Annotated in this window: 17 protein-coding genes; 10 read left to right on the plus strand and 7 right to left on the minus strand. The window is 72.7% G+C overall.

The genetic code is table 11. The features are described from left to right. Positions 1 to 67 precede the first annotated feature (67 nt). The 3 genes from ACWY4P_RS17615 (at position 68) to ACWY4P_RS17625 (ending at position 3252) form a co-directional block, all read left to right on the plus strand. Entirely contained in the window at positions 68 to 913 is an 846-nt protein-coding gene (locus ACWY4P_RS17615; protein ID WP_456211496.1) for a hypothetical protein, read from the plus strand. Positions 914 to 991: 78 nt separating this feature from the next. Then, positions 992 to 2275, plus strand: coding sequence for an ATP-binding cassette domain-containing protein (locus ACWY4P_RS17620; RefSeq protein WP_456211497.1), 1284 nt, complete (start codon positions 992 to 994; stop codon positions 2273 to 2275). Then, the gene (locus tag ACWY4P_RS17625; protein ID WP_456211498.1) at positions 2272 to 3252 is read left to right on the plus strand and encodes an ABC transporter permease subunit; all 981 of its coding nucleotides are present in this window, start codon (positions 2272 to 2274) and stop codon (positions 3250 to 3252) included. The genes ACWY4P_RS17620 and ACWY4P_RS17625 overlap by 4 nt, the downstream gene beginning before the upstream one ends. 139 nt (positions 3253 to 3391) lie before the next feature. On the opposite strand, the gene ACWY4P_RS17630 is transcribed toward ACWY4P_RS17625, so the two are convergent. Next, positions 3392 to 3718: an ATP/GTP-binding protein gene (locus ACWY4P_RS17630; protein WP_456211499.1), complete on the minus strand. Its 327-nt coding sequence runs from the start codon at positions 3716 to 3718 to the stop codon at positions 3392 to 3394. A 206-nt stretch (positions 3719 to 3924) separates the two neighbouring features. Between ACWY4P_RS17630 and ACWY4P_RS17635 the strand changes: the two genes are divergently transcribed. Beyond that, positions 3925 to 4980 (plus strand): LLM class flavin-dependent oxidoreductase, encoded by a 1056-nt coding sequence (locus tag ACWY4P_RS17635; RefSeq protein ID WP_456212957.1) that lies wholly within the window; start codon positions 3925 to 3927, stop codon positions 4978 to 4980. Between the two features lie 70 nt (positions 4981 to 5050). Here ACWY4P_RS17635 and ACWY4P_RS17640 read toward each other — a convergent pair whose 3' ends face one another. Continuing rightward, a complete protein-coding gene (locus tag ACWY4P_RS17640) occupies positions 5051 to 5443 on the minus strand; it encodes an SCO5389 family protein (protein WP_456211500.1) in 393 nt (130 codons plus the stop codon). A 209-nt stretch (positions 5444 to 5652) separates the two neighbouring features. Between ACWY4P_RS17640 and nucS the strand changes: the two genes are divergently transcribed. Next, positions 5653 to 6315, plus strand: a complete 663-nt coding sequence (nucS, locus tag ACWY4P_RS17645; RefSeq protein WP_456211501.1) for an endonuclease NucS — start codon at positions 5653 to 5655, stop codon at positions 6313 to 6315. Between the two features lie 99 nt (positions 6316 to 6414). On the opposite strand, the gene ACWY4P_RS17650 is transcribed toward nucS, so the two are convergent. The 4 genes from ACWY4P_RS17650 to ACWY4P_RS17665 all read right to left on the minus strand — a co-directional run bounded on the left by ACWY4P_RS17650 (position 6415) and on the right by ACWY4P_RS17665 (position 11453). Continuing rightward, complete coding sequence (locus ACWY4P_RS17650; RefSeq protein ID WP_456211502.1) at positions 6415 to 9063, minus strand: ATP-binding protein; 2649 nt, start codon at positions 9061 to 9063, stop codon at positions 6415 to 6417. 262 nt (positions 9064 to 9325) lie between these two features. Further along, positions 9326 to 9649 carry an STAS domain-containing protein gene (locus ACWY4P_RS17655; protein ID WP_398531296.1) on the minus strand — a complete coding sequence of 108 codons (324 nt, stop codon included), beginning with the start codon at positions 9647 to 9649 and terminating at the stop codon, positions 9326 to 9328. Between the two features lie 214 nt (positions 9650 to 9863). Then, positions 9864 to 10712, minus strand: a complete 849-nt coding sequence (locus ACWY4P_RS17660; protein ID WP_456211503.1) for a 3-hydroxyacyl-CoA dehydrogenase family protein — start codon at positions 10710 to 10712, stop codon at positions 9864 to 9866. A gap of 99 nt (positions 10713 to 10811) precedes the next feature. After that, positions 10812 to 11453, minus strand: a complete 642-nt coding sequence (locus tag ACWY4P_RS17665) for a TetR/AcrR family transcriptional regulator (RefSeq protein WP_456211504.1) — start codon at positions 11451 to 11453, stop codon at positions 10812 to 10814. Positions 11454 to 11549: 96 nt separating this feature from the next. Between ACWY4P_RS17665 and ACWY4P_RS17670 the strand changes: the two genes are divergently transcribed. The 3 genes from ACWY4P_RS17670 (at position 11550) to ACWY4P_RS17680 (ending at position 13872) form a co-directional block, all read left to right on the plus strand. Further along, positions 11550 to 12404, plus strand: coding sequence for an ABC transporter ATP-binding protein (locus ACWY4P_RS17670; RefSeq protein ID WP_456211505.1), 855 nt, complete (start codon positions 11550 to 11552; stop codon positions 12402 to 12404). Positions 12405 to 12505: 101 nt separating this feature from the next. Beyond that, positions 12506 to 13261, plus strand: coding sequence for an ABC transporter permease (locus ACWY4P_RS17675; protein WP_456212958.1), 756 nt, complete (start codon positions 12506 to 12508; stop codon positions 13259 to 13261). Positions 13262 to 13299: 38 nt separating this feature from the next. Next, positions 13300 to 13872 carry a cob(I)yrinic acid a,c-diamide adenosyltransferase gene (locus ACWY4P_RS17680; protein ID WP_456211506.1) on the plus strand — a complete coding sequence of 191 codons (573 nt, stop codon included), beginning with the start codon at positions 13300 to 13302 and terminating at the stop codon, positions 13870 to 13872. On the opposite strand, the gene ACWY4P_RS17685 is transcribed toward ACWY4P_RS17680, so the two are convergent. Continuing rightward, positions 13873 to 14451, minus strand: coding sequence for a hypothetical protein (locus tag ACWY4P_RS17685; protein ID WP_456211507.1), 579 nt, complete (start codon positions 14449 to 14451; stop codon positions 13873 to 13875). 166 nt (positions 14452 to 14617) lie between these two features. On the opposite strand from ACWY4P_RS17685, the gene ACWY4P_RS17690 reads away from it, so the two are divergent. Together ACWY4P_RS17690 and ACWY4P_RS17695 are read left to right on the plus strand one after the other, a co-directional pair. Continuing rightward, complete coding sequence (locus ACWY4P_RS17690; RefSeq protein WP_456211508.1) at positions 14618 to 15871, plus strand: sensor histidine kinase; 1254 nt, start codon at positions 14618 to 14620, stop codon at positions 15869 to 15871. Beyond that, positions 15868 to 16566, plus strand: coding sequence for a response regulator (locus ACWY4P_RS17695; RefSeq protein ID WP_456211509.1), 699 nt, complete (start codon positions 15868 to 15870; stop codon positions 16564 to 16566). The genes ACWY4P_RS17690 and ACWY4P_RS17695 overlap by 4 nt, the downstream gene beginning before the upstream one ends. The last annotated feature ends 19 nt before the right edge of the window (positions 16567 to 16585 follow it).

The raw sequence follows: 16585 nt of genomic DNA on the forward strand, positions 1-16585 counted from the left end.
GTCTTACGGGCGGGGTCTTACGGGCGGGGTCTTACGGGCGGGCGGCCGAGGTGCGTAACCTCCCCCTGTGACCGACCGCAGCCTCGTGGCCCTGGGGTTCGCCGATGTGCCCGCGCTACGGCCGCTGGCCTATCCCGGCCGACCTGTCGCCACGCCCGCGCTCCTCGCGGGGTCCGAACTGTGGGAGTTGACGCCCTCGCCGGGCGCGTTGGGCGGCTGGCCGGTGCTCGGGGCGCCGTTCGGCCCGCCGCGCGAGCCGCTCGACGCCGTGCTGGCCCGGCTCGGCCAAGTGCCCTCCGGACAGCGCCATCCGGTCATCGCGGTGGGCTCCAACGCCTCGCCCGCTCAGCTGCACCACAAGCTGACGGCGCTCGGGCATCCGGCCGCCGTGCCGATGGTGCCGTTGCGGGTGCGCGGCATAGGGGTCGGCTGCTCGGCGCACATCGGGCGGTACGGGTACGTCGCCACCGCGCCGTACGCGGACCCGGCGGCCGAGACGCCGCTGGTGGTCAGCTGGCTCGACGCCGGCCAACTGGCGTCGGTGGACGCCACCGAATTCCCCAACTACCGGCGGATCCTGCTGCCCGGCGCGAGCTTCCCGATGGTGCTGCCGTCCGGAGAACGGCTGGGCGGCGCGTATCTCTACGTCAGCGTGCGGGGGGTGCTCGCGAGCCCCGACGGCGCCCCGGACCGCCCCTCCGGCAGGCCGCGGCCGGGCGGCGGCGACCAGAGCGCCCTGCTGACCGGGCTGCTGGCGTCCTCGGCGCGGCTGCGGAACCTGTTGGGGCCCGACCCGCAGGCCTGGATCCGGCGTGCCGCGGCGGACCGCGCGCTGCGGGAGACGGCCGCCTCGGTCTTCGCCGAGGAGGGCTGGGTGCTGCACGGTCACGATCCGCTCTCGACTCTCGCTTAACGGGAACCGCGTTGTCGCGGTTATCCTCCTTACCCGCACGGGGACAACGCCCCGGACGCATCGCACGAGGGGCGGAGCATGATCGAGGCAGTCGGCCTGACGAAGCGCTACGGCGCCAAGACGGCCGTGTACAACCTGTCGTTCCAGGTGCGGCCAGGCGCTGTCACCGGCTTCCTGGGACCCAACGGATCCGGCAAATCGACGACGATGCGCATGATCCTGGGGCTCGACGAGCCCACCGCGGGCCATGTCACGGTGGGCGGCTACCCCTTCCGCCGGCTGCCCAACGCCCCGCGTCAGGTGGGTGCGCTCCTCGACGCGAAAGCCGTGCACGGCGGGCGCAGCGCCCGCCAGCACCTGCTGTGCCTGGCCCAGCTGTCCGGCATTCCGGCCCGCCGGGTCGACGAGGTGCTGGGCGTGGTCGGGCTCCAGAGCGTCGCGAAGAAGCGCTCCAAGGGGTTCTCGCTGGGCATGGGGCAGCGCCTGGGTATCGCGGCCGCGCTGCTGGGCGACCCGCAGGTGCTGCTCTTCGACGAGCCGGTCAACGGCCTGGACCCGGAGGGCATCCTGTGGGTCCGCAACCTCATGAAGCAGCTGGCGTCCGAGGGCCGTACGGTCTTCGTCTCCAGCCACCTGATGAGCGAGATGGCGCTGACCGCCGACCGCCTGATCGTCATCGGGCGCGGGCAGCTGCTCGCCGACATGAGCGTCAAGGACTTCATCTCCTACAACTCCGCGGACTTCGCGCGGGTCCGCACGCCCGACGGGGAGACGGACCAGCGCGAGAAGCTGACCGCCGCGCTGAGCGAGGCGGGCGGCCAGGTGCTGCCGGAGCAGGACGGCGCGCTGCGGGTGACCGGGCTGCCGCTGCCGCGGATCAGCGACCTGGCCCATGGGGCCGACGTCCGCCTGTGGGAGCTCTCCCCGCATCAGGCGTCGCTGGAAGAGGCGTACATGCGGATGACGCAGGGCGCCGTGGACTACCGCTCGACCGCCGACCAGCGGGCGGGGCTACAGGAGGCCGCACCGGGCATGGCCCCGCAGGGCGGGCCGTACGGCTACGCCCCGCCGAACGCGGGCGGCGCGCCCGGCGGCTACCCGCCCGCGGGCGCCATGCCGGGCTACAACCCGCCGCCCGCGCCCCAGGGCCAGTTCGCCCCGGGTCAGTCCGCCCCGGGTCAGCCCGCGCCCGGCCAGCCCGCTCCGGGGCAGGCCCCCTGGCAGCCGCAGCAGCCCTTCGTCGGGCAGGGCACGCCGCAGCAGCCCGCCGCCCCGGCGCAGCCGCCGGCCGCTCCCCCCGCTCCGGCCGCCGCGCCGGCCACCGCCGACATGAACAAGCGCGACAGCGAGGACGCCCGATGACGACCCCTTACCAGCCACAGGCCCAGGCTGCCCAGCCGTCCGCCCCGCCCCAGCCGCCCCAGCAGGCACCCCAGCACCAGGGCGTGCCGGGTGCGCCGGGCATGCCGGCCGCGCCGCAGCAGGCACCCCACCAGCCGGCGCAGCAGCCGGGCATGCAGGGCGCGCCGCAGCAGTCCTACGCCCCCGCCGGGTACACCTCGCCGATCCCGATCCGGCGTACGCACCTGGGGCACGCGATCGCCTCCGAGTGGACCAAGATCAAGTCGGTGCGTTCGACGATCTGGACGCTGAGCGTCATGGGCGCGCTGGTCGTCGGCATCGGGCTGCTGGTGGCCTCGGGCACCAAGGACAGCGACTACTCCACCACCCCCACCACCATCCCCGGCCTGTTCGGCACGCTGCTCGGCCAGCTGTGCATCGTCACGCTCGGTGTGCTCGTCGTCACTTCCGAGTACGGCACCGGGATGATCCGCACGACCTTCACCGCCTCGCCGCAGCGCTCGCGTGTGCTCACCGCGAAGGCCCTCGTCTTCTTCCTGGTGTCCTTCGTGACCACGACCGCCGCGCTCGGGCTGGTGGCCTTGGCGAGCACGGGGATGCACAGCGGGGCGGAGGTCACGGAGCCGACCGGCAAGCAGATGCTCGGGGCGACCATGGGCGCCGGGCTGTACGTCTCGCTGCTCGGGCTGCTCTCGCTCGCGGTCGGCAGCATGCTGCGGCACTCCGCCGGCGCGATCACCGCGATGCTCGGTGTGGTGCTGCTCCCCGCGATCCTCCCCGCCTTCCTGATGATGTCGAGCAGCCTGCAGACGCTGGGCGAGAAGATGCAGAAGTACTCCTCGCCCAACTCGCTGGCCGCGCTCTTCCAGATCGACGATGAGCTCGGGACCGGCTGGTCGCAGCTGGGGCTGCTGGCCGGGGTCACCGCCGCGGCGCTCATCGCGGCGTACGCGCTGCTGGAGAAGCGCGACGTGTGACAGCGCGGGTGACAGCCGCGGGTGTGACAGCCGCGGGTGACAGCCGCGGGTGACAGCCGCGGGTGACAGCCGCGGGTAACAGGCCGATGCCCTGCGGGATCCGCTGATACCTCGGCTAATACGTCGGTTAACACTTCGGCTAATACTTCGGTGCGTTACGGGACCGCTGGAGCTTCGCGCTCCGGCGGTCTCTCGCGTTCCAGCAGGACTTGTGCCAGTGGCGGCGGTCGTCCACGCCGCTGTGCTGCTGCCAGGCGACGATATGCGGCACACCGGGCGGGATCTCCTGGTCGCAGCCCGGGCAGCGGTAGTGCTTGGCGGCGGCGTCACCGCCGACCTGGCGCACCACCCACTCCTCGTCCCGCCAGTTCTGCGTCGTCTCCAGCCCATAGCGGTCCGCGCGGTCTTCGTCTGGGCTGCCGATCGGGTTCTCGCCGCCTCGCGGGCGGTTTCGGCGTGGAGACACGGGGCACCTCGAAGGACGCTGGGAGCTACTGGCTGTGACCAGCGTACGCGTTACCGTCACGGTCCCAAAAAGCCGCGTCCACAACCGTCCTCCGATCATCATGAAAACTTCTTGCCAGGCCGTGCCCTTGGCACGTGTCAGGCGTTAATGCCTATACGGGGGAGGGCGCCCGTGGCGGCGATGGCCGCAAGAGGAGGCAGATGGCAATGCGTGTGGGGGCTTTCATCCTCGCCGCTCAATTCCCGGGTCAGGGCCAGGGGGAGGCGCTGCACCGGGCGGTACGGTCCGCACAACTCTCCGAAGAGGCGGGGCTGGACGCGGTGTGGCTCGCGGAGCACCACTTCGTTCCGTACGGCGTCTGTCCGTCCGCGGTCACGCTCGCCGCGCTGCTGCTCGGCCGTACGCGCGCGATAGGCGTCGGCACGGCCGTGAGTGTGCTGCCGACCGCGCATCCCGTCGCGCTGGGTGAGCAGGCCGCGCTGCTCCACCTCGTCTCCGGGGGGCGCTTCACGCTGGGCGTCGGCCGGGGCGGCCCCTGGGTGGACCTGGAGGTGTTCGGCACGGGCCTGCGGGCGTACGAGCGGGACTTCCCCGAGTCGCTGGACCTGCTGCTGCGCTGGCTGCGCGAGCCTCGGGTGGGCGCGGCCGGGGACCGGTTCGTCTTCCGCGAGGTGCCGGTCGTGCCACGCCCCGACCAGGCACTGGGCGGCGAGACGCCGGGCGGGCGGGCGGCGGCCGGTCCCCCGGTGATCGTGGCCTGTACCTCACCGGGCAGCGTGCGGCTGGCCGCCGAGCGCGGGTTGCCCATGATGCTGGGGATGCACTGTGGCGACGATGAGAAAGCCGAGGCGGTCGGGCTGTGGCGAGAATCCGCGCTGGCCGCGGGCCGCTCCCCGGAGGAGGTCGCGACGGTGGCGGAAGAGCATGTCTCGGCGGGGGTGGTGCAGATCGCGGACGCGCGCCCCGTTGCGGCGGAGACCCTCGTCAAGGCCATGCCCGGCTGGCTGCGCCAGGGGCTTGACGCGCATGTGACGGTGGACGGAAGACCGCGCCGGATGCGCGATCCGCTCGCCTACGCCGAGCTGCTGTGCGGGCTGCACCCGGTCGGGCCGCCGCGGCTGTGCGCGGACCGGCTGGCGGCGACGGCGGAGCGCACCGGCATCCGCCGCTTCGCCCTGCTGGTCGAGGGCTCGGGAGATCTGGCGGCCACGGAGGAAAATGTGCGCCGGCTGGGCGCCGAAGTGCTGCCGCTCCTGCGCTGAAGACCTCCTGTGCCGAAGTCCTGCGCGCTCAAGACACCTCCCCCTCGTGGAGCGGCAGCGGACAGTCGGGTCAGCAGTCGCGCAGCTCGGGTGACTGGTTCAGCAGCTGCCCGCGCGGCGAGGTGAAGCGGGCCAGTCTCTGGTCGGCCGACGCGTCCAACGGGAACACCGCCACCCGGTGGCAGTTCTGGAAGGCCAACCGCACCCCGAAGTGGCGCTGTAACGCGCCTCGTATCGCGTCGCTCGCGAGTGCCCGCAGCAGCTGACCGCGGGCCTGCTCGTCCGGCGGCGGTGTCTGGTTGTCGGCGAATTCCCCGCCGTCGACCTTCAACTGGGCCACCAGAGAGCTGATCATCTCCCATGCATAAGGTAGGGAGTTCCGGACGCAGTCGACGAAGTCGGCTTCGTCGACCTCGCCTCGCTCGGCCTGTGCCAGGAGGGCCGGTGAGACGTCGAGCGACATGGATTCTCCTCTCGCGACCCCCATGACGGGGGTCAGGGACGGATGAGCGGACGGCGACGGAGCGTACCCGCGTGACGACCGCCCGCTTCAACGGTAATTCGGCCACTGTGGCCGCACCAGGAGAATGCGTGCACAACCAGCCACCCCTGTAGGGGTCCGCCGTCGGACGAATCGCGTAGGCCACCCGCCGTCGAGTAGCGTTGCCGACCATGCGTCTCGTCATCGCCCGCTGCTCCGTGGACTACGCCGGCCGGCTCACCGCCCACCTCCCCTCGGCACCCCGTCTGATCCTGATCAAGGCCGACGGCAGTGTCTCCATCCACGCGGACGACAGGGCCTACAAACCCCTCAACTGGATGTCTCCGCCGTGCACCCTCAAGGAAGGTGACGGCGATGTGTGGACGGTGGTGAACAAAGCGGGCGAGAAGCTCATCATCACCATGGAGGAAGTGCTGCACGACTCCTCGCATGAACTCGGGGTGGACCCCGGTCTGATCAAGGACGGCGTGGAAGCCCATCTCCAGGAGTTGCTGGCCGATCGCATCGAGACACTTGGCGATGGCTGGACGCTTATTCGGCGTGAATACCCCACTGCCATTGGCCCCGTGGACATTCTCTGCCGGGACGCCGACGGCGGCACCGTCGCGGTGGAGATCAAGCGGCGCGGGGAGATCGACGGTGTGGAGCAGCTCACCCGCTATCTCGAACTGCTCAACCGCGATCCGCATCTGGCCCCGGTGAAGGGGATCTTCGCGGCGCAGGAGATCAAGCCCCAGGCGCGGGTGCTCGCCACGGACCGCGGCATCGGCTGCGCCGTCCTGGACTACGACGCGCTGCGCGGCATCGAGGACGACAAGCTGCGGCTGTTCTGAGGCCCGGCTGTTCCGAGGCCCGGTACGCCGCGCGGCGCGGTCCGGCATCGCCGGGCCGCGCCGCGTGCTGTATCGGGCCGCGTGCTGTGTCGGGTGCGTTTACGTCGGCACACTCATAGAAGAGGCCGACGAGGTCGGGGCGGTGGACGCGGAGCTGCTCGCCGTGCTCGCCGGGCCGCTGGCCGTGTTCGTGGTGTCGCCTCCGGGGCTCGTGGTGGAGCTGGTGGGCGGGGTGGTCGTCGGGTTGGTGGGCGGCTTGGTGGTGGTGGTCGGCGGCGGGGTGGTCGGCGGCGTCGTCGGGCGGTGGGTCGGGGTGTGCGTGGTGGACCCGGACGAGGACGGGGTCGTCGGCTTGGCCGTCGGCGACGCCTCACCGCTGGACGACGGGGCGGCCGGGCTCTCGGAGCTGCTGGGCGAGCCGCTGACGAGCGTGGAGGGGGACGTGGGCGCCCCGGGGACGCCGCTGGGGCCCGGCTGCTGGCTCTCGCCCACGCCGCTCGTGGGCTCTTCGGCGGTCACCCCCTTGTCGTCGGCCTTACGGGAGGACGACTCGCCGGGCCTGACGGTGTCGGCGGAGCCCTTGTCCCCGTCGCCCGCGGTGATGCCGAGCGTCACCACCGTGCCGAGGACGGCCACGAGCAAAGCGCCCGCACCCGCCGCGACCAGGTTGCGCCGGGCGCCGGTGAGCGCCGCGAGGCGGCGGCCGAGCGGGGTCCTGCCGCCGCCCTGGCCACCACGCCGGCCACCGCCTTGGCCGCCGAGACCGCCGGCGCCGCCCGCACCGGCCTTGCCGCTCGCGCCGCCACCCGTGCCGCCGCCGGTGCCGATCGCGGCGAGCACGTCGACGCCGCTGAGGCGCTCGGTCGTCTCGACCCGCGGCGTGATGACCGTGATCTCCGTGTCGGCCGGATCCTGCCGCCCCGCGGGCACCCCGCCGGGCGGGGAGGCCGACTCGTCGTGGCGCGCTTCCGCGACCTCCTCGCCCGCCGTCGTACGGCCGCCGGGCGCGGCGAAGACGCCGGGGGCCGCCGGGCCGCCGGAGCGGTCTGTGACCAGGGCCAGGGCACGTCGGCCCGCGACCGTGCCGCGCTTGTCGGCCAGTACGCCGCGCAGCCCGATGGACGCCTCCAGCTCGGCCCGCGCCCGGTCGAGGCTGCCCGTGCACAGCGCGAGGACGCCCAGCTCGTGGTGGAAGTAGGCCTCCTCCGCGACCTGCCCGGCCAGCCGTGCGGCCTCCTGCCCCCGGCGCAGGGCGCGCTCCCAGGCGCCCCAGTGGAGCGCGGCGGCGAAGGCGGGGGTGGCGCTGCGGGCCAGCAGTACGGCGGTCTCGGCGCGGCCCGCCTCGCGGGCGGCGACCAGGGCGGCCATCGCGGTGAGGATCGCGTCGGCCTCGACGGCGACCCGTTCCGGGGCGACCGAGGGGTGGCCGGCCCACCAGGCGTAGTGCCGGGCGACGGCGCCCGCCCGCTCGGCCGTCCGGTCCGCGTAGCCGTCGGCGGCGAGTTGGTCGGCCACGCCGACCGCCAGCCGGTAGTGCGGTCCCGCGGGCGTGACCAGCCCGCCGGCGATCAGCTCGCCGAGCGCCGTGTCGGCGTGGGTGTCCCCGGCCAGCGCGGGCAGATGCGTCTGGTGCGGGCACTCGCCGCCGAGCGCGACCGCGAACCGCAGGGTGTCGCGGGCCGCCTCGCTCAGCCGGGAGGCGATCAGCGCGACGGGGGCCGCGCCCTCGGCGAGCGTCGGCAACGGGGTGCTGTCCCGCACGCCCGCCTCGGCGGCGGCGCCGCCCGCCGCGGCCAGGTCCTCGGCCGAGCCGGAGGCCTCGGCAAAGCCGGAAGCCTCAGCCGAGCCCGACGCCCCGGCAGGCCGGCCCTCGCCCCGTAGCGCGTCGCGCTGCCGCAGCAGCGCTCCCGCCTGGATGAACCGCAGCGGCAGCCCCTCGGACTCGAACCACAGGTCCGCGGCCCAGCTCCGCTCGTCCTCCTCCAAGGGGCGCCGTACGGCCCGTTCGAGCAGCTCCAGGGACCCGGTGCGGCTCAGTCCGGAGAGAAAGACCTCTTCGAGGTGCGACTCGGTGGAGGGGGCCGCGACGGCGGGGGTGGCCGAGATCAAGAAGGCGCATTCGGGCATCGCGTCCAGGAACTCGTCCAGCGCGGCGCCGCCGAACTCGATGTCGTCCAGCACGACGACCGCGCCGACCTCCGCGACCGCCGCCAGCAGCTCCGCACGGCCGGGGCGGTACAGGGGGGCGCGGTAGACGGCGGCGTACAGCTCGTACAGCAGGTCGGTGGCGGTGCGGCGGTAGCCGGAGAGGCGTACGACCCCGTCGGGCGCCAAGTCCTCGCAGTCCGCGGCGACGGCGTCGAGCAGGGTGCTGCGGCCCGCGCCGGAGGGCCCGGTGACCCGCACCGACCGGCCGCGGGCGAGCAGCCGCGCCAGGCGCTCGCGCTCGTCCTCGCGCTCCAGCATCGGCACCTCGAAGGCCACCGCGCCCGCGGGCAGCGGCGGCGCGGCGGCCCGGCGCAGCTCGGTGCGCTCGTCGGGGCCGCGGCGCTCGGGGCGGGTGGGCCGCCGGCCGGGCGGGCAGGGCTCTATCTCGCTGCCGTCGACCGGGTTGATGGTCAGCAGGTAGTCGCCGGAGACCAGCTGGACCGTGCGCACGGGCGCGGGCGCCTGGCCGCCGCCCTCCGCCGGGTGCGGGGTCGGGGTGTCGCGGCCGTGCTCTTCGGGTCCGCGGTTCGTCGGATCCATGGTGAAAGCCCCCCAGGTGCGTGGCGTACTGTCCAAGCTTCCGGCCTGTCCGCACGCTCGCCTTGCCGTCGCTTCCGGTGCGGTGCCCGCCGAAGGGAATGATGTCCGGCGGAGTTACCGAACCCTAGATCTCCCCACAGTATCCACCGACGGGAAGGGGCCTCGCGCCGCCCCGGAAGGCCGCGCGCCGCGCTCACACGCGCGGCAGCGACACACCCACCACCAGCACGCCCCGACTTCCGCGCCATGTGGCGGCCCGTGCTCACACGCGCGGCAGCGACTCCGCTTCGAGCCCGCCCTCGATGGCCAGGATCCGGTGCAGCCTCGTGGCCACCAGCAGCCGCTGCATCTGGGGCGGCACCCCGCGCAGTACCAGTCGGCGGCCCGCTCGGCCGGCCTTCCGGTGCGCTCCCATGATCACGCCGAGCCCGGTGGCATCCCAGGAGTCGAGCTCGGTCAGGTCGAGTACGAGGTCCCCACCGCCGGATTCCAGCGCGGTGTGCAAGGCCGTACGGGCGTCCGCCGCGCTCCGGACGTCGAGTCGGCCCCCGACGACGAGCTCGGCGTGGTCGCCCCTGATGTGCATATGCGCTCCCCAATGTGGCGCTCCCCCAGCTGTCGCTGCGAGGTGCCCCCTGTCTCCCATGAGTCAATCTGGTCTACCGAACTGACTGTGTCTCATGCGGTGAAGTTGCCGCTTGTAAGCGAACCGATACCGAATTCACCCGCAAGGGTGCACCTGCCCCTGATTGCGTTTGAGATGCGCAACAGGGACAGGATCGCCGTGCGGGCGGACCGGGTCAGTAGCGGTAGAACCCGCCGCCGCTCTTCCGTCCGATGTCCCCGGCGTCGACCATGCGGCGCATGATCTCCGGCGGCGCGAACTTCTCGTCCTGGGACTCGGTGTAGATGTTCTCCGTGGCGTGCAGCAGGATGTCCACGCCGGTCAGGTCGGCCGTCGCGAGGGGTCCCATCGCATGGCCGAAGCCCAGCTTGCACGCGGTGTCGATGTCCTCGGCGGTGGCCACCCCGGACTCGTACAGCTTGGCCGCCTCGACGACGAGCGCGGAGATCAGACGGGTGGTGACGAACCCCGCGACGTCGCGGTTGACGACGATACAGGTCTTGCCGACGCCCTCGGCGAACTCCCGTGCGGCGGCGAGGGTTTCGTCGCTGGTCTTGTAGCCGCGCACCAGCTCGCAGAGCTGCATCATCGGCACGGGCGAGAAGAAGTGGGTGCCCACGACCCGCTCGGGGCGCTCGGTGGCCGCCGCGATCTTGGTGATGGGGATCGCGGAGGTATTGGAGGCGAGGATGGTCTCATCCTTGACCAGGCCGTCGAGGGTGCGGAAGATCTCGCGCTTGACCTCGATCTTCTCGAAGACGGCCTCCACGACGACATCGGCGTCGGCGGCGGCGTCCAGGTCGGTCGTGGTGGTGATGCGCGCCAGGGCCCGCTCGGCGGCCTCGGCGTCCAGCTTGCCTTTGCTGACGAACTTCTCGTACGAGGCACGGATGGCGTCGGTGCCGCGGCGCAGCGCCTCGTCGGTCACGTCACGGAGCACGACGTCCCAGCCCGCCTGGGCGGAGACCTGCGCGATGCCGGATCCCATGAGTCCGGCCCCGATGACCGCGAGCTTCCTGGCCACGACTACATCCCTTCATCCGTTTCGTACGTTGCGTAACTGACGCCGTTGGCCGGACCTTAACGCCCGTTCACCCCTTGTGGCAGCCCCTAGTAAGGCGCGTCACGGTGTGTTCTTCACCGCATAGTTGAGAACGCTCTCGCTGAGGAGCGACTCCATGACGTCGATCTGCCGCAGCAACTCCACGGAGATCTGCTCCGGGGTGCCGCCCGCGGCCTGGGCGCGCCCGATGCTGCGGTGCACGGCGTTCTGCGCGCCGACGAGTTGGTGGGCGATGAACTCGGGCGTCGGGTCGTCGGGGGCGGCACCGGTCTCCTCGCGCAGGGTGGCGGCGAGCCGGTCGACGGTCCGGCCCTGCATCCGCAGCAGCCGGGCCATCAGCGTCGGCGAGTCCTGGACGACCTTCATGAAGCGCGGGTAGCCCGCGTCCATCCCGGCGTACGGGTCCCGCTCCGCGATGTCCTGCCGGAGCCGGTCCAGCACCGCCCGCGCCGCGGAAACGCCCGCCGCGCGCTCGCGGACGAGCAGCGAGGAGCGCTCGACGACCTCCTCCTCGCGGTCGAAGAAGAGGTCCTCCTTGGCGGGGAAGTAGTTGTAGACGGTGTTGACCGAGACGTCGGCGACCTCGGCGACCGCGGCGATGGTGACCGCATCGAAGCCGTGCTCCAGGAAGAGCGCGGTGGCCATGTCCGAGATGCGCTGCTTGACCTGCCGCTTCTTCCGCTCCCTGAGCCCTTCCGTCATGCCCTCATCCTAGCTTCGATGGGACCACTGCATTTTTGAGACGGCAGCATTTTTGGGGTCATTGCAAAATTTAAGTGTCCCTGCTTTTCTATGTGCATGCCTGTCATCAGCACGGCCGGGCTCGCCCGGACCTTCCAGACCAAGCACGGCCCCGTCGAGGCCGTCCGCGGCATCGATCTCACCGTCCAGCCGGGCGAGATCCTCGGCTTCCTCGGCCCCAACGGCGCGGGCAAGACCACGACCCTGCGCATGCTCACCACGCTGCTCACCCCCACCGGCGGGGCCGCGACCGTCGCCGGCTGCGACCTCGCCCGCGACCCGGCGGGGGTGCGGCGGAACATCGGGTACGTCGCCCAGTCCGGCGGCGTCGACCCGTCCGTCTCCGTCCGCGAGGAACTCGTCACCCAGGGGCGCCTGTACCGGCTCGGCAAGGCGGAGGCGGCCGCCCGCGCCGAGGAACTCGCCGCCGAGCTCGGCCTCACCGAGCTGCTGGACCGCAAGTGCGGCGCCCTGTCCGGCGGGCAGCGGCGCCGCCTCGACATCGCCATGGGCCTCATCCACCGGCCCGCGGTCCTCTTCCTCGACGAGCCGTCCACCGGGCTCGACCCGGGCAGCCGGGCCGACCTGTGGGACCTGATCCGCCGGCTGCGCGCTCCTTCGTCACTGCGCGGCTCCTCGGTCCAGCCCGCGCAGCGCCCCGGGACACGCTCATCCGGACACGCCATGACGGTCTTTCTGACCACCCACTACCTCGACGAGGCGGAAGCGCTCGCCGACCGGCTCGTCATCGTCGACCGCGGCACGGTGGTCGCCGAAGGCACCGCCGCCGCCCTCAAGGCCGAGTACGGCGGGTCGCCCGACGCCACCCTCCAGGACGCCTTCATCGCCATCACCGGGCGCGGCGCCGCACAGCCCGACACCGACGCCGCCCCCGCCCCCATCGCCATCTAGCCGCCCAGGAGCCCTCCGCCGTGGCCCAGCCCGACATCACCCGCAACAGCTCCCCCGACACCGTCCCCCGCACCGCCTGGCGACCCCAGGAGTCCTCCGCCGTGACCAACCTGCTCTCCGACACCGGCCTGATCTTCGGCCGCTATCTGCGCCAGGCCGTGAACTCCAAGGTCGGCGTGGTCTTCGGGCTGCTGCAGCCCATGTTCTACCTCGTCTTCTTCGGCCCGCTGCTGCACGACGTCCCGCTCGGCGGCGAGGGCGACTCCTGGCAGACGCTGGTCCCCGGACTGCTCATCCAGCTCGGCCTGTTCAGCGCCGCGTTCGCGGGCTTCGGCATCCTCGTCGAGAAGCAGTTCGGGGTGATCGAGCGGATGCGGGTCACCCCGGTCAGCCGGCTCGCGCTGCTGCTGGGCCGGGCGCTCAAGGACGTGGTCCAGCTGCTGGTCCAGTCGCTGGTCCTGGTGATCGTCGGCGTCGCCCTGGGGCTGCGCGCGCCGGTGCTCGGGGTGGCTGTCGGCTTCGTCTTCGTCGGCCTGCTCACCATCTCGCTGGCCTCGCTGTCGTACGCCCTGGCCATGCGGGTCGACAGCCCGCAGGGCTTCGCCCCGGTCATCAGCACCGTCAACATGCCCGCGATGCTGCTCTCCGGCGTCCTGCTGCCGATGGCCCTGGCGCCGGGCTGGCTGGACACCGTCTCGCGCTGCGTGCCGTTCCGCTACCTCGTGGACGCGGTGCGCGCCGCGTATGTCGGGGACTACACCTGGGACACCGTCGGCCTCGGCGCGCTGGTCGGGCTCGCCCTGTGCGCCGTCTCCATGACGGTCGGCACCCGGGTGTTCCGCAAGGCCGGGGCGTAGGGCCTGTTCTCCGGCCCCCCGCGCGTAGGCTCGGACACATGGTCAGACTCACCCGCATCTATACGCGTACCGGGGACACGGGCACCACGACCCTCGGCGACATGAGCCGCACCGACAAGACCGACCTGCGGATCGCCGCGTACGCCGACGCGAACGAGGCGAACGCGGCGATCGGGGTGGCCATCGCGCTGGGGGCGCTGCCCCCGGAGATCGTCAAGGTGCTGGTCCGCGTCCAGAACGACCTGTTCGACGTGGGCGCGGACCTGTCCACCCCGGTGGTCGAGAACCCCCCGCACCCGCCGCTGCGCGTCGAGCAGAGCTACATCGACAAGCTGGAGGCGGACTGCGACCTCTTCCTCGAAGGGCTGGAGAAGCTGCGCAGCTTCATCCTCCCCGGCGGCACGCCCGGTGCGGCCCTGCTGCACCAGGCGTGCACCGTCGTACGGCGGGCCGAGCGCTCCACGTGGACGGCGCTCGCCGAGTACGCGGCGTCCATGAACCCGCTCACCGCCACCTATCTCAACCGTCTCTCCGACCTGTTGTTCATCCTGGCCCGGGTGGCCAACAAGGAGGTCGGGGACGTGCTGTGGGTGCCCGGCGAGAACCGCTGATCACCGCTTGGTGAGGGACCAGGGCCGACCGCTTCCGTCGGCCCTGGTCTTCTCCTTCGGGGGCCAGACGGTGTAGCCGACGGCGATCAGCAGGTGGATGCCCGCGACCTTCAGCATCTGAAGCTGCCACGCCACCATCGAGCCGGTGCTGTCCCCGTCGCCGATCAGCCAGACGCACATCTGCAGCACGGCCACCGCGATCGCCGCGGCGATCAGCGTCATCCGCCACAGCCGCCACTCGTGCCGCACCCGCGCCACGCCGTATTTCGGCGGCTTGACCGGGGGCGGCCCGCCCGCGAACCGGTGCGCGAAGCGCCCGTCCGCCCACGTGATCATGTAATGCCCGTACGCGACGGAGAAGCCGAGGTAGACCGCGGCCAGCCCGTGCGCCGTCGACGGCTCGGCGCCCCGCCGCAGATCGATCACGGTGGCGACCAGCAGCACCACGTCCAGCAGCGGGACACAGGCCAGCAGCGCCGCCCCCGCCCGCGGCTTCCGCAGGACGTACCGCACACACAGGCCGCCGAGCAACACCACCCAGAAGCCGACCTCGCTGGCGACGATCAGTCCGACGATCACGGCCTGTTCTCCCTTCCTCCGCCCGTCCCCTTACCGTCCCGCGCGATCCGGGCCGCCGCGTCGTCGGCGACGACGAGACCGGACTGCATCCTTCGATGTACGCCGAGCGCCCCTGACGCGTCCGGAAGCGGACGCGGCCGCGGCGGCCTCGTGTTGTGATGGACCCATGCCGCCCCGACTGCCGCCGCCGCACCGCGTCGACGTCGCCATCGCCCTCGGCGGACTCCTCGGCGGACTGCTGCTGATGGGGCTGGGGCTGCGCGGCGGGGTGTATCTGGGCGAGCTGTCCCCCGTCACGCTGCCCCCCTGGTCGACGGTCACCGCGCTGGTCGCCATGGCGGGTGCCGAGCTGCTGCGCCGGGTGGCCCCGCGTACCGCCCTGGCGCTCGGCACCGCCGCCCTCGCCGTGGACCTGTGCGGCGGCTCGCTCATCGCGACCGTCCTGATGTACACGGACGTGGTGTACGCGGCGGTCCTCTACGGACCGGCGTCCCTGGCCCGGCGGCTGCCCTCCTGGTGTGTGCTGGCCACCGTGATCACCACGGTCGCGCCGCTGGCGCTGCTGCGCACCCCCGAGTCGCTGTTCATCGGCGTGGCCACCGCCCTGCTCACCCTCACCCCGGCCGGCACCGGGGCGATCGTGCGCAATCACCGGGAGGCCGCCGAGGCCGCCCGGCTGGAGGCCGAGCGGACGGCCCTGCTCGCCGAACTGGACCGGCGGGAGGCAGTGGTGGCCGAGCGCGGCCGTATGGCCCGCGAGCTGCACGACCGGGTCGCCGGGCATCTGTCGGCCATCGCCATCCACTCCACCGCCGCGCTGTCCCTGGGCGACGCCGCCGCGACCGACCAGGCGCTCGGCGTCATCCGGGAGAACAGCGTGCTGGGCCTGGCCGAAATGCGCCGCCTCATCGAGCTGTTGCGCGACGCGGGCGGGGAGACGGAACCCACCGCGGCGCCCACCCTCGACGCCCTTGACGCGCTGGTCGAGCGCGCCCGCTCGGACGCCACCTCCGTCAGCGGGCTGAAGTTCACGCTGTGCGACGACCGCCCGCCGGGCGGCGCCTCGCTCCCCGCGCCGGTCGAGCTCGCCGCGTACCGCATCGTCCAGGAGTCCCTGACCAACGCCCTCAAGCACGCGGCGCCCGGCGAGGTGACCGTGCGCCTCGCCCAGGACGCCGACGGGTCCCAGGAGGCCGGCGTCCTGGAGGTCGGCGTCACCAGCCCGTTCGACACCCGCCCCGGCGACACCCGCCCCGGCCCCCGCGCGCCCGGCTCCGGCATGGGCCTCATCGGGATGCGCGAGCGCGTCTCCCTGCTCGGCGGCACCCTCGAAGCGGGCCCGCACACCGGGCCCATCGGCACGGTGTGGCGGGTGCGCGCGGCGCTGCCCCTCGACGGCAAAGGAGCCATGACACGGTGAAGGAGCGGTACGACGGGGTGGACGAGCCCGAGGGAGCCGGGATCCGGGTGGTGGTCGCCGAGGACCAGTTGGCCGTACGGGCCGGGCTGGTGCTCATCCTGCGGTCCGCGCCCGATATCGAGGTGGTCGCGGAGGCGGCCGACGGCGAGCAGGCCGTACGCCTGGCCCGGGAGCTGCGCCCCGACCTGGTGCTGATGGACGTCCAGATGCCTCGCCTGGACGGGGTCTCGGCCACCCGCGAGATCGTCGCCGAGCAGTTGGCCGATGTGCTGATCCTGACCACCTTCGACCTCGACGAGTATGTCTTCGGGGCCCTGCGCGCCGGGGCCGCGGGCTTCCTCCTCAAGGACAGCGACGCGGCCGGCCTGCTGGCGGCCGTGCGGACGGTGGCCCGCGGCGAGGGCATGATCGCCCCGGCCGTGACCCGCCGCCTGATCGCCGAGTTCGCCCGCCCGCGGTCCGCACCGGCGGCCCTGACCGCCGACCCGGCGGCGCTCGCCTCCCTCACCCCGCGCGAGCGCGAGGTGCTGGGGGCCCTGGGCCGGGGCCTGTCCAACGCCCAGATCGCCGACCACCTCGCCATGGCGGAGGCCACCGTGAAGACACACGTCAGCAGGGTGCTCGGCAAGCTGGAGCTGCGCAGCAGGGTGCAGGCGGCGGTGCTGGCCCAGGAGCTGGGGGTGGCCGGGCCCTGAGGGTCCGGCCCCCAGGGTC

It is taken from the genome of Streptomyces sp. LZ34 (assembly GCF_053890475.1).